This window comes from Paenibacillus lutimineralis (assembly GCF_003991425.1).
Lineage (GTDB): Bacteria > Bacillota > Bacilli > Paenibacillales > Paenibacillaceae > Fontibacillus > Fontibacillus lutimineralis.
The window spans coordinates 1,513,913-1,526,797 of the sequence record NZ_CP034346.1 but is presented as its reverse complement, the minus strand read 5'-3'; the positions used below and the strand labels follow the sequence as shown (position 1 = coordinate 1,526,797).

Annotated in this window: 9 protein-coding genes; 2 read left to right on the top strand and 7 right to left on the bottom strand. The window is 46.8% G+C overall.

The features are described 5' to 3' along the window. Nucleotides 1-91: 91 nt before the first annotated feature. The 7 genes from EI981_RS06435 to EI981_RS06405 all read right to left on the bottom strand — a co-directional run bounded on the left by EI981_RS06435 (nucleotide 92) and on the right by EI981_RS06405 (nucleotide 10,766). Nucleotides 92-964 (bottom strand): carbohydrate ABC transporter permease, encoded by an 873-nt coding sequence (locus EI981_RS06435; protein ID WP_126996481.1) that lies wholly within the window; start codon nucleotides 962-964, stop codon nucleotides 92-94. Then, nucleotides 961-1,716 (bottom strand): carbohydrate ABC transporter permease, encoded by a 756-nt coding sequence (locus EI981_RS06430; protein WP_227011727.1) that lies wholly within the window; start codon nucleotides 1,714-1,716, stop codon nucleotides 961-963. The genes EI981_RS06435 and EI981_RS06430 overlap by 4 nt, the downstream gene beginning before the upstream one ends. A 292-nt stretch (nucleotides 1,717-2,008) precedes the next feature. After that, nucleotides 2,009-3,784, bottom strand: coding sequence for a cache domain-containing sensor histidine kinase (locus EI981_RS06425; RefSeq protein WP_162616108.1), 1,776 nt, complete (start codon nucleotides 3,782-3,784; stop codon nucleotides 2,009-2,011). A gap of 7 nt (nucleotides 3,785-3,791) precedes the next feature. Further along, nucleotides 3,792-5,423 (bottom strand): response regulator, encoded by a 1,632-nt coding sequence (locus EI981_RS06420; RefSeq protein WP_126996477.1) that lies wholly within the window; start codon nucleotides 5,421-5,423, stop codon nucleotides 3,792-3,794. Between the two features lie 229 nt (nucleotides 5,424-5,652). After that, on the bottom strand, nucleotides 5,653-7,929 hold the full coding sequence (locus tag EI981_RS06415) for a beta-glucosidase family protein (RefSeq protein ID WP_126996475.1): 2,277 nt from the start codon (nucleotides 7,927-7,929) through the stop codon (nucleotides 5,653-5,655). Between the two features lie 41 nt (nucleotides 7,930-7,970). After that, nucleotides 7,971-9,341 (bottom strand): MFS transporter, encoded by a 1,371-nt coding sequence (locus tag EI981_RS06410; protein ID WP_227011726.1) that lies wholly within the window; start codon nucleotides 9,339-9,341, stop codon nucleotides 7,971-7,973. A gap of 87 nt (nucleotides 9,342-9,428) precedes the next feature. Further along, nucleotides 9,429-10,766 carry a glycoside hydrolase family 30 protein gene (locus EI981_RS06405; RefSeq protein WP_193556436.1) on the bottom strand — a complete coding sequence of 446 codons (1,338 nt, stop codon included), beginning with the start codon at nucleotides 10,764-10,766 and terminating at the stop codon, nucleotides 9,429-9,431. Between the two features lie 124 nt (nucleotides 10,767-10,890). Here EI981_RS06405 and EI981_RS06400 point away from each other — a divergent pair, with 124 nt between their 5' ends. After that, nucleotides 10,891-11,820, top strand: a complete 930-nt coding sequence (locus EI981_RS06400; RefSeq protein WP_126996469.1) for a helix-turn-helix domain-containing protein — start codon at nucleotides 10,891-10,893, stop codon at nucleotides 11,818-11,820. 152 nt (nucleotides 11,821-11,972) lie between these two features. Beyond that, nucleotides 11,973-12,845: a YitT family protein gene (locus EI981_RS06395; protein WP_126996467.1), complete on the top strand. Its 873-nt coding sequence runs from the start codon at nucleotides 11,973-11,975 to the stop codon at nucleotides 12,843-12,845. The last annotated feature ends 40 nt before the right edge of the window (nucleotides 12,846-12,885 follow it).

Below are 12,885 nucleotides of genomic sequence, written 5' to 3'. Positions count from 1 at the left end.
ATAAGGTAGGTTACACATTCATCATACTTGGACGTCATTTTCGAATCGATGATGGATCCACGGATTGTGATGATGGATTCACGGAACTCTGTTATCCCTTGACGCCTGACAGGTTCAGACCATGCATAATATTCTTCTGAAAGAACAGAAAGAAGAGCAGCGGCGGTAGCATAATCACCGTCAGCACGCTGAACTTCACATTCCAGGTCATAACAAAGGACTGAATAACATCACGGTACACAACGGTCGCAAGCGGATATTTCTCAGGTGAGGTCAAGACAAGCGACGGCCAGAACCAATCATTCCATGTCGATGTGAATGCAAAGATAAGCAAAGTCGAGAAGACCGGAACAGACATCGGTATGGCAAGCCGGAAGAAACAGCGAAGTTCGGATGCCCCGTCCAGGCGGCCCGCTTCGAATAATTCCTTGTTGATTCCATCGAAAAAGCTTCTTAGCAGCATAATGTTAAATGCGCTCGCACCTGCCGGCAACCAAAATGCCCAGTAGGAATCGATCAATCCAAGGCTTTGCAAGTTTAAGAAGTTAGGAATCATATATGTCGCGCTCGGAATCATGAGCGTGCTCATAATAAAGATCGTGATTCCCTTGCGAAACGGAAGCTTCATTTGAGAGAGACTAAATGCCGCGAGACTAACGATCATTAAAGAAATAACGGCATTTCCACCAAAAAGAAGCAGCGTATTTATAAAAGGCCGGATTAAATCCACATATTTGAATCCCTCGACATAATTGCTCCATTGAAATTGATGCGGGAATAAGCTTGGCGGAAACGTAAATATTTCCTGATTGGTTTTAAATGAAGAGAAGACCGTCGTTGCAAATGGATACAGCATGGTCACGGCAAGTGCAAGAAGTGCAAGCAGCATAAGCGCATACCCGATCTGAACCGTTCTTTTCTTGAAATCAAAGGAAGACATGATACTGCGTTCCCGATTGCTCATGCTTCTTTGCTCCTTCCTTGAAAGTAATAAAGTACCATGGAGAGTGAGGTAAGCACCAGAAACATCAGCACTCCCATCGCCGAAGCCCTTCCGTAATTCAAATTCGTAAATGCTTCATTAATAATCTGGTACATATACGTTAGCGTCGCATTGTTTGGGCCGCCGCCTGTGAGGGCCATATGGGTCATAAAGCCTTGAGACGTGCCAATCAGCTGCATAATGAACATCAGAACATAGATATGGCGAATGCCGGGAATCGTAATATGACGGATTCGCTGCAGAACACCTGCCCCGTCGATTTCGGCCGCCTCGTATAAATCCTTGGGGATACCTACAATGCCTGCCAGATAAATCAGTGTCGTTCCACCAAAAGCTTGCCACGTTTCCGCGATCACGATGGAGAGCATAGCTATGCTTTTATCGGTTAACCACATAAATTGATGATTACCAAGCCAAGATGCAATCTGATTCGCCGGTCCTAGTGGGTCGTACAGCCATTGCCACATGCCATAAAGCACGACTGCTGGAACGATATGTGGCAAATACACAATTAACCGCATCCCCCCTTGAAACCGACGCAGCTCAGAGATTGCCATGGCGACGACACTGGGGACCCAGAAGCCGATCAGCACACACAGCAACATATAATAAAGCGTATTTCGAATCGAGATTAGAAGGGCACTATTCGCAAAGACCTCACGGTAATTGTTCAGGCCTATGAATTCATTGCCGCGAACGAAGTCTACTTGCATAAAACTGTATATTACTCCTTTGAAAATTGGCGTCCAAAGAAACAAACAAAAGACGATGAGTGCCGGCAGCAGAAATATAATCCCCCACATGTAATCTTTGCTTTTTTTGATAAGCGGGTGCACCAAGTCTCTTTTCTCAACCCTATCGATTTGCGCGAACACCCCCTCACATCCTTTCTATGTTGGTATACCACTTATTTTATAGAAAGGCGGTTACGCTTCCCATGACGGCTCCTCTCAACTCCATGACGGATTCTATCAAAAAAACCGCCCTTCACTGGGCGGTTCCAAATTATGCGATATATACGGCGAGTTCTTGCTCGGACCGGATCACGGGAAGCTTGATTAATGCTCTTGTTCCGCCTTCTTCCCGCGCGGAATAAGTCAGTCCATATTCCTCCCCGAACCTTAATTGAATTCGTTTATGTACATTGCGGATACCAAAGCCTTTATCCGGATCAGCCGTTCCTAACAGAATCGCTTCAATCTTTTCCAAGTCGAGTGGCCGAAAGCCATTATCTTCTACGGATATAAGTAGAAAACCTTCCGAAAGCCGTATATCGATGTGAACCTCCCCCTCCCCATCCATTTTGCCGATGCCATGGAGAATGCTATTTTCGACGATGGGTTGCATGATGACTTTTGGCAGCAAACAGTGTTCCGTTCCTTCTTCCGTATGGATGTGGAAGCGGAATGAGTGATTATAACGCTTTTCCTGCAGATGCAAATAAGCTTCGACGTGGCTCAGCTCTTCCCGAATCGTAATGATTTCTTTGCCCCGGCTTAGGCCGATCCGCAGCATCGTGGACAAATCCCTCACCATATCAGCGACCTCCGGTACGCCCCCGCGAAGCCCATACCAATAGACGGAATCCAGCGTATTGTACAGCAAATGCGGCGTGATTTGCGAATGCATCAAGTTCAGTTCAGACTCTTTCTGCTTGATTTCCATCACGTATTTTTCTTTGACCAGTTGGTTCAATCGTTCTGTCATCAAATAAAAAGAACGATAAGAAGTACCAATTTCATCCTTGCGGTCTTCTTCCGCATATCTTTTCATTTCTTTACCTGGTTCATAGGAACGGGAGAGGCTGGCCAATCTCGCCAGCGGTCTTAGAACAGACTTGCCTAAATAGAATAAGAAAAACAAAAGAACGATGAAATAACATAGCGCGATGATCCGTATAATTCCTTGTACTTCATTATAGGAACCTAACAACGAGCGGAGTGGAATCTCATAAATGAGCCGATTAGCGTATGAGACACTGTCATGATAGACGTACATGTGGCTATCCGTAACCCATACGCTCGGCAGCAGTTCTTTCCCATTTTCCGGAATGATGAAGGTTGATTCCACCGCACCCGAGCCTACAAGTACCGTTCCTTTCATATCCGTTAGATATACTCTTGCATCTTCCGGGAGGGTAATAGAGTTTATTTCCGTAATCAGCAATTTTTCTATTTCTGTAGCCGCTATAACACTAATCGGTTTCCCGCCATGAGAAAGATCTATAACAGCCCTAATTAGGGCTATCGTCTTGTGCGAATCCTGATTGAAGCCAAATTGGTCAATATACTCGATCAGTACTTTTCCATCCAGCTCTGTCGCTTTTCGGATCCAAGCCTTCTCATCCAAACTTTCGATAAAGAAAACACCCGAACCGGATACATGAGTAGAAGGTGCAAAATCATAATTTCCAGGATACTTCGTCAGCACGAACAAAGAATAGTTCACATTTGTCGAATAATTGCTGAGTACATTCTCAGTTGCAATATATTTGTGCAAGCTTCGGTCAACACCGGATTGGCTATCGTCTCTCCATTGCTGGATCGTATCGGAGCTCATGATGGTTACCAGCTTCTGATCTACGGAATCCATGACGCGATCCATCGTCGCATGATTTTGTTTATTCAGTTCGGACAACGCTTCCCCCACCTGCATTTTGATCGAAAGTGAGGCGCGATTGGAAGCAAACCAGAAAATGAGAATCATGGGAATGAAGATAAATACGATGACAAAAAGTACAGCCTTCTTCGTTAATCGTTGTGATTGCAGGCTTCTAAACAATGTAGTTTCACTCCGATCGGACGGAATTAGGGCTCTCCCCATAATATCTTTTGAACACACGGCTAAAATGCTCGGGTGATTCATAACCGACTTCATCCGCAATTTCATAGCGCTTTTTCTGCGTGTTTAAGAGCTGGTATCTAGCTTCCTCCAGTCGCAACCTGGTCACGAATTCCCATATCGTTTCACCGACAATTTGCTTGAATAAATAACTCAAATAGTTAGGACTTAAATGCACATGATCAGCAATATCCTGTATTTTTAGTCCTTTATTTCGGAAATTCATGCGGATATATCCAATGGATTGCTGAACGATCGCCTGATCACGATCCGCCAATGATGCATGGAAAAGCTCGGCTGCCTCCACTAAAAAGGTATAGAGTCGATCCTTGATTTCTGATCCAGTAAGCGGGAACCGAAAGTACATGATTGGATCAAGCTCTTTATATTTTTCACCTATCGTCTCTTTCATTTCCAATAAAACGGTGTAAACCCTATAAGCAATGCTTAACGGGATGCCCGCAGTCGAATCATTGCTATCAAAAACAGGAGAGATATCCGAGATAAAACATTGAATACCCTCCTGTACGCCCTCCAGACTTTTTCCAGTTCTCATCTCTTGGGCCAATTGTTCCGTTTTTTCCTGCCAATTCACCTGAATTGATGCTTCCCTCATTGAGAAATCTTCAGCATAAAAAACACGATGATTATCATATAACGCATGCCATTTGACAGCTTTAGCTGAATCACGGTAGCTTTCTGGGAGATTGTGCAGTCCAAGCCTTAAAGAGCTAATGCCAACAACTGCCTCTAAATGCAGGTAGGTTTGAATATGTGTGACGATCTTTTTCCCGATCAAATTCATTTTCGCTACATTTTCCTGATCCCGCTCCGTATAATCTGCCTCGCTAAACTGCATGATGGTAATGATTTGATTGCCTTGCCCATAAAAAGCTACCGCATTCCAGTCCGCCAATGTCTCCTCGATAATATTAACAGTCGCATACTTCAGCAAATTGCGGTCCCTAAGCTTCTGGATAGCCTCCCCCTCGGCGCCGGGACGCCCCCATGAGAGCTCAGTAACAAGCAGCAAATAATAAGGGCCTTCGAACTTCAGACCAATTTGTTCAAAAATGAACAGATAATCATCGGCTTTATCCAATGATCCGGCAATCACTTCATTTAAGATATAGGATCGCAAAGATAACATTCCCGTCATCGAGAATTTAAGCTTTAATGATTCTTCCAACAGCCGTTTATATTTTTTATGGCGGTTTGACAACTCTGCGCCAACCACCTTGGTCAACTGTGACAACTGAACGGGTTTGATTAAATAATCCCTTGCTCCTAGCCGTATACATTTCTGCGCATATTCAAATTCATCGTGTGCCGATATGACAACAACGGGGATATCCGGTTTTTCAGATAAAATGGATTCCATCAACTCGATCCCGTTCATCCCATCCATCTGGATATCTGTCAGCACGAGATCAATAGACTCCATCCGCAAATAATCCAAGGCTTCGTAACCGTTCGAAGCAATCAAGACTTGTGTGATGCTTAAATCGGATATCTCCAGAAATTCCTTGATGCCCTGGCATACAATCGCCTCATCATCCACTACTAATATAGTGTACATACCCTGTCAGTCCCTCCTAGATGCGATGGAACGATTCTCCTATGAATTATAGGCGCAATTGGTTACTATTTTTCATTATGCAATCCGCATTCGGGTTTTGTCGATGATCAATTCTTTGGGGAGTATGATATTTTCCACGCTTATAGGAAAAAGGCGATAGCTTTTAAGCCATCGCCTTACGATTAAATCTGCAAGTTAATTTTACGTAATAATAGAGCGAAGCCGCTTGCTAGCCACGATTAAGCCTGGCGATCATCTCATTCATCATCTCTTCTGTGAAGGAGCCGCCGCTAAATGTGCTCAAAGCCCGGAGCGGCAGGTTATTGATCATCGCTTCCATCATTCCGCTGAATTCTTTATCTTCCTGCAATTTCGCAAACGGATGGGTTAATAGAATATGATCTAGCTCCTGCCGTGCTTTAGTACCCACAGACGGATCGGCCAATAAATCGCAGATCAGGGTATTGCGATCAATCCGAAGCGGCAAAGCTGCCGTCGATCTGACCATGACCTTTTGAGCCAGTTCAATCTCCGCGGATGACTTGCCAATCAGTATTTCGAATTCCCCAGTCTCTACATGCCAGCTGTTAATGTCCACGTTGTAATAGGAGAACGCACGATGATCCAAATGGAAAGTGACAGCGCGGGATGCTCCCGGTTCCAGGAAAATCTTCTGGAAGCCCTTCAGTTCCTTCTCCGGACGCAAGACGGTGCTTTGCACATCCCTTACATACAATTGTACAATCTCCTGTCCCGGCCGGTTCCCGGCATTATGGACAGTGACGGTAACCGTCAGTTCCTCATTATCCTGGATATCGTCCGCATGGATCTCCAAATCCTGGTACGTAAATACAGTGTAGCTCAACCCAAACCCAAACGGGAATAAAGGCTGAATCTTTTTGGCTTCATAGTGGCGGTAGCCTACAAAGATCCCCTCCCGATAATCAACGCGATCTCCTTCGCCCGGGAAATTCAAATAACTCGGATTGTCTTCAAGCCGTAGCGGGAAAGTCTCCGCCAATTTGCCCGAAGGGTTGGCCTCGCCAAATAACAATGCGGCGATCGCGCTTCCGGATGCCTGTCCGCCCAAATAACCTTCGAAAAGTCCTTTGACCTTGCCGAGCCAAGGCATCTCAACGGGGGCTCCGTTGCTTAACACCGCTACCACATTCGGCTGAACCTCTGCGATCGCTTCAATCAAAGCGATCTGATTGTACGGTATTCTCAGATGCTCGCGATCATATCCCTCAGACTCGCAACGATCGGGAAGACCGATAAACAAGATGGCCGCATCGCTTTGCTTCGCTGCCTCCTGCGCGGCCCGGATAAGCTCTTCCTCCACTTCGTCATGCTCAAGCGCATAACCCGGTTCATATCGTACATTCGTACTGCCAACCAGGTGGGTAATTTCCTCAAGCGCATAATCCAGCCGGGTAGGATGGATATGCGAACTTCCTCCTCCTTGATAGCGCGGCGTTTGCGCTAACGCCCCAATGACCGCCACTTGGCTCGCCCTGGATAACGGCAGAATCTGCCCCTCGTTCTTCAACAGAACTGTGCTCTCGATCGCGGCTTCCTTAGCTAACTCATGATGCTTCATCTTGTCGTAAACCGCATTTTCCTTCTTGCCGTCCATCGCTTTAAAGATAATTCGAAGCAGCCGCTCAACCGCCTGATCCAACCATTTCTCGGATAGCTCCCCCTTCTGGACAGCAGCGATGATTTTGGCTTCTCCGCCGCCGTCGCTCGTCGGCATTTCGAGCTCAAGCCCTGCTTGCAAGGCGTCGACACGTTCGTTGACAGCTCCCCAATCAGATACGACAAATCCTTGAAAGTTCCACTCGTCTCTCAAAATATCGCTAAGCAAGCGCTTGTTCTCGGAGGCGAATTCCCCATTGACCTTGTTATATGCGCACATGACCGTCCACGGCTGCGATCGCTTGACCGCATTTTCGAAGCTGGCCAGATAGATTTCTCTTAACGTCCGCTCATCTACTGTTACATCGGTTGACATTCTCCGGTATTCCTGATTATTAGCGGCAAAATGCTTCAATGAAGTCCCGACGCCCTGGCTCTGCACACCTTGAATATGGCTAGCGGCCATCTCCGAAGACAAATACGGATCCTCAGAGAAGTATTCAAAATTTCTGCCGCAGAGCGGTGAGCGTTTAATATTAGCGCCCGGCCCTAGTAAAATCGCCACATCCTCAGCCTGGCATTCTTCCCCAAGCGCCGTTCCAACCCGTTCGAGCAGCTCCCGGTTCCAACTGCTCGCTAACCCTGCCGCAGAAGGAAAGCAGGTGGCCGGCACACTTTGGTTAAACCCTAGATGGTCCGCTGCGCCGATCTGTTTACGAAGCCCGTGCGGTCCATCGGTTACCATGATCGAAGGAATCCCCAGACGCTCAATGCCCTTCAGATTCCAGAAGTCGGCTCCCGAACACATTGCTGCCTTCTCCTGCAGCGTCATCTGCCGAATAATCGATTGAATATCTCTTGTCGTCATTTTATATAACCTCCCATACAAGTACAGAAATTTGAATATCATTATTGGTTTCGAGTCATTTCCTTCAGTTCTTGAATAATAGCCGGGAATTTCTTATCCAACTGATAGACATAAAGAATCAGGATCGCCAAAATGCTGATAACCAGGGGAGCGTACAGGTACACCATCTTGATCACCTCAATGGCCTGCCCGGATTGATTGGCCAGCGTTCCGTCATATCCGCCAAACGCCAGCGACCAGCCTACGGCCGCTCCTCCCAGACCGCTCCCGACCTTGGTTCCGAAGCTGCCCGCACTGTAGACCAATCCCTCGGAGCGAATGCCTGTCTTCCATTCCCCATACTCAATCGTGTCCGCCAGCATCGCGAACATCGTTCCTACCAGCGGAGCCATGAATAACGCCTTGACTACAGTTCCAATCAGAATAACGTTGAAATTGTACGGGTCGATCATAATGATCGCAATGCCTGTCATTCCAAGCACACTGGCGGATAAAGCCGTGTTGCGTTTACCGAAGCGCTTGACCAGCGGTGCACTAAGCGGGATACCGATCAGCATGGGCAGCAGACTCGCCAGCCCCAATGGGCCAACCAGATCGGCATTCTCCAAGATATACTTGGCGTAATAGGCATTCAGCCCGCTGGTCAAAGCGCTGCCTATATAGACAACCAGGCAAAATGCCACCATAAGCAGCCAGTATTTATTGCGGAACAAGGCGGGCAGCGCTCTCTTCAAAGGCACCTTTTTAGCGGCAACAACAGGCTTAACCCGCTCCTTCGTCGCTTTAAACGTAATCAGATACATAAACGGCGCAAGCGCTCCAATAATCAGAAAAGTAAGGAACCAGCCTGTCTTGCCTCCGCCGAAATGATTCACCATAGGCATCGTAACGAAAGTAATTAATGCTGCTCCGGCCATAGCCAGCGTCATTCTGAAAATATTCAGCAGAGAACGCTGATATGGATCCTGGGTAATCAGCGCATTCAGCGTACCGTAAGGGATATTAATCGCTGTATAGATCAAATTCACCAGCAAATAAGTTGCGTAAGCGTATACAATTTCTCCGGTCGATCCAAGCTCAGGCGCATAAAACAAAAGGATCAAGCTTCCTCCGAACGGCACGCTCATCCATAGCAGCCAGGGCCGCGCTTTGCCATGCTTGCTGTCTGTCCGGTCTACAATAGCGCCCATTACGATATCCGCACCGCCGTCAATAACTCGAACCAAAAGCATCATAGTCCCGATCACGGCCGGTGCTATTCCAATAACGTCAGTATAAAAAATACTTAGAAAAGTACCAATTACGGTAAACACAAGGCTGGTCGTAAAATCACCAATACCATAACCAAGCTTCTCTCTAAAGGAAACAGGAACATATCCTGCATTATTGTACTTATTTTCACTTGCGTCCACTCTCATATCCCCCTGTTCATGCTGTCAGGACTATTGCACTCTCCGCGGCAAGATCCACAGAGAGTGCAATAAATATCCGCTTTGAGGCTATTTTTTAATGACAATTGTATTAAAGGATCCCGCTTCCAGTTCAAAGCTGAGCGTCTGATCGCCCGCGTTCAAATTCAAACGGCGCGCTTCCTTGAACGGATTATTAATGACCACGACGATTTCTCCATCCGGATTGCGGAAAGCGACGGATTTGCCGGTCCAAGTCCCCTGAAGCCCAATTCTGCGTGAGCCGGGAGCAATAAAATGGGCAAAATGCTTCATCACATAGTACTCCGGATTAAACGTATACTGCTTCGTCTGCGGATCTACCGTTATCATGGAATTTTGCTCCCATCCCCAGGTGCTCCGTCCCCGCGGCTCCAGGACCATATTCCAGTAGATATAAGCATTAACCCCATGGGAGAAGTAGTGCTGGTACAGATTATAGACATATCTGGCATAGTCCCAGGAGTTTTCACCATCACCGCATTCGTTCTCCGTCTGCATATAACGCAGCTCGGGATAGCTGTCAACCGTCCGCTTAATTGCATTTTTACCTGCCCACTGGTAACCGACTCCTTTAATATAGGAATACGCTTTCGGATCGCTCAGCACAATTCCAGCATAATCGTCAAAATCGGTTGTCCGCTTCTTTAACAGTTCCTCCCATGGGTCAGGGGCATTGATCGTTCCCAGCCAGATTTCTGTATCGAGACCATGCTGTTCAAAGGCCGGTCCGAGATAATCAGCGATAAATTCGCGCAGCTGCTCGCCAGTCCATACACAGGAAGGAAACTTCTGATCGGCAATCACTTCATTTTGTACGTGGATTTGATGAATAGGAATTCCCTGCTCTTCGTAGGCTTGTACAAATTTTACAAAATACAGCGCATACGCTTCCAAAATTTCTTTCTCCCAGCGCAAAGTCCCGTAATTGTAGGCCTTCGGGTACTTCATCCATGTCGGCGGACTCCAGGGAGAAGCAAAAAATTTCAGATCCGGATTATATGATTGCGCCTCTTTGATGTACGGTATAAGATACTTGAAATCTCGATCGATCGAGAAGTACTTCATCTCCAGATCCCCGTCTGTCTCATTATGGCTGTACCATTTCTCAGCATAGTCACTTGCCCCGATCGGAAGCCGGCAAATCGTAAATTTATGGTCGCCGTCCGGGTGAAATAAGGAATAGAAGATCTCATGGCGCTGTTCCTCGCTCAGATGCTGCAGCGCTATATAACCCAGCTCGTTGAAGCATCCGCCGAAACCTTCCACCAACTGATGCAGCTCGCCGTTCAACGACAGGTTAGCGCTTTCTTCTGTATAAGAGAACGACTTCTTCTCTGCCCAAGCCTCCTGCGTTGAGGTTGAATACCATTCCACGGGATAACTCATTATTCATTTCCTCCTTGCTTGAATTAGAGCATTCTTTACTGTACATTCATTATGACAAATCGCAATCGAAATGAAGATACGCAAATCCCTGTGAAATTTGCCCTAATCCAAGGTGGTGCTGAACATGATTATTCCTGAGCCCTATCGCTCCTATGTATCCTCGCATTCAAAATGGCTTCCTGCCATCGACTGGAACGTCAAATTATTTGGCGCCCATATGCAGAAGGTGGAGAACGGATGGAGTGTACCCGAGGAGGCCCATCCTGCTTTTGAGCTGATTCTGATCCTTGAAGGAACTCAGATAACCCTGTTGGAGAACTTGAAATATGAACTGCATCAGGGAGATATTTTGCTGATTCCGCCAGGCTTCAAGCATATTAACCAATGTACCGATGAAGACGGGTTAACTTATTTCATTGCCCATTTTAATGTGGATGAACCGCTCTTCCGCCAGGAGATGAGCCTGAACGCCAAGCTGTTCTACCCCTGCGGCTCCGAGGACAATGAACGGCTGAAGGCAGGCATGATGAACTGGGTCCATCTGGCCCAGCGCGAAGGCGAATATACCGTCGCCGATCTGTTCCGCATCCAGGCCGGCCTGTTTGAAATCTTCAGCGTGCTGGCCCAGCGGATGTCCGCGAATTCTGAGGAAACCGTACCGCCTACAGCCGCCCACTATGCCAGGCTCATTGCCGAATCGCTAAAATCCAATTTCAATCATGAGAATATGAAAAATGAGGTGCTTCGGGAGAGGGAAATTCATATTGAGGATATCGCGGCTTCTCTTAAAATAAGCCCTGGCTATGCGCTTGAAGTCTTCCAGAAGGTCTATGGCATCTCCCCGCGCAAATATCTTTCGGAGCTTAAGCTGCATGAGGCCAAGCAGCTTATTCACCAGCCTGACCTGGATATCTCGCAGATCGCATCGATGCTAGGGTATTCCAGCCTCGCTCATTTCAGTCGGCAGTTCAAACGCTGGACAGGCATGAGTCCGCGCCAGTACCGGCAGAAGCTTGGAAGCATCGTGTTCTTTGATCAGGGTTCCAATTCCTGATCTCATTTCACTAGAGCGATTGCAAAATGTAAACTCTGTATGTATTTCAAACTTTGTGATTCATTTCATAGTTTTATGCCTTGATAAAAAACATAATTTAGTGTGATAATAATAATCTATTGACTATTTCACCAAGAAAAGAAGGCACAAAAATGAATCTGGGCAAGTACCCTACATTTATTGAAAAACCAATCAAAGATTCACTGAAACCGATCCATGAAGTATTAATCACTTTGGTGTCCGCATTTCTGGTCGCCGTCGGGACGAACCTGTTCCTCGTTCCACATCATCTTCTGTCCGGTGGGATTACCGGCGTCGCTTCCATTATCGGCTATATGACGGGCTGGAACATCTCACTGCTATATTTCGTTCTGAATTTACCGTTAATTGTATGGGGCTGGAGAGCAGTTGGCAGACGTTATATTCTTCTAAGCTGCCTGTCCGTTGTCAGCACAACCTGGTTCATGGCCATCATTCCACAGTATCAGGTTACAAAGGATCCGATTCTAGGTGCCATCTTCGGCGGGATTGTTTCCGCCATCGGCATCGGCTTATCATTACGTGTTGGCGGGTCCACCGGCGGCTTTGATATCGTCGGCTCCATCGTTACATACAAGCATGACTTGGCTATGGGAAATATTCTGTTAGTATTGAACGGGATTGTCATTCTGGTCCTAGGCTTCTATAAGAGCTGGGATTTGGCGCTCTATTCCATGCTGTCAACCTACATTAAGGGAAAAGTTGTTGATATGATTCACGTAGATCATGTTAAGGTTACCTGCTTCATCGTAACGAAGAAGAAGGACGAGATGCTCTCTCACCTGCGCAAGCTGCATCATGGGATCACCTGCCTTCATTCCGAAGGCGGCTACAGTGAGGAAGACAACTATATGCTTATGACCGTGACTACACGATATGAGGTACCGTCCGTTCGCAAAACAGTGATGACAACAGATCCAAAAGCATTTATGAATGTCGTGCAATCGACAGAAATCCTTGGCCGTTTCAAAAGGCCGAGAAGATAGAAGTTCATCACTTCTTTCGCCTATAACCAAGCCAGTTCGG

Coding starts and splice junctions, on each gene's coding strand:
- EI981_RS06435 (WP_126996481.1), bottom strand. CDS start 964: ATGAGCAATCGGGAACGCAGTATCATGTCTTCCTTTGATTTCAAGAAA.
- EI981_RS06430 (WP_227011727.1), bottom strand. CDS start 1,716: ATGCAAGTAGACTTCGTTCGCGGCAATGAATTCATAGGCCTGAACAAT.
- EI981_RS06420 (WP_126996477.1), bottom strand. CDS start 5,423: ATGTACACTATATTAGTAGTGGATGATGAGGCGATTGTATGCCAGGGC.
- EI981_RS06415 (WP_126996475.1), bottom strand. CDS start 7,929: ATGACGACAAGAGATATTCAATCGATTATTCGGCAGATGACGCTGCAG.
- EI981_RS06405 (WP_193556436.1), bottom strand. CDS start 10,766: ATGAGTTATCCCGTGGAATGGTATTCAACCTCAACGCAGGAGGCTTGG.
- EI981_RS06400 (WP_126996469.1), top strand. CDS start 10,891: ATGATTATTCCTGAGCCCTATCGCTCCTATGTATCCTCGCATTCAAAA.
- EI981_RS06395 (WP_126996467.1), top strand. CDS start 11,973: ATGAATCTGGGCAAGTACCCTACATTTATTGAAAAACCAATCAAAGAT.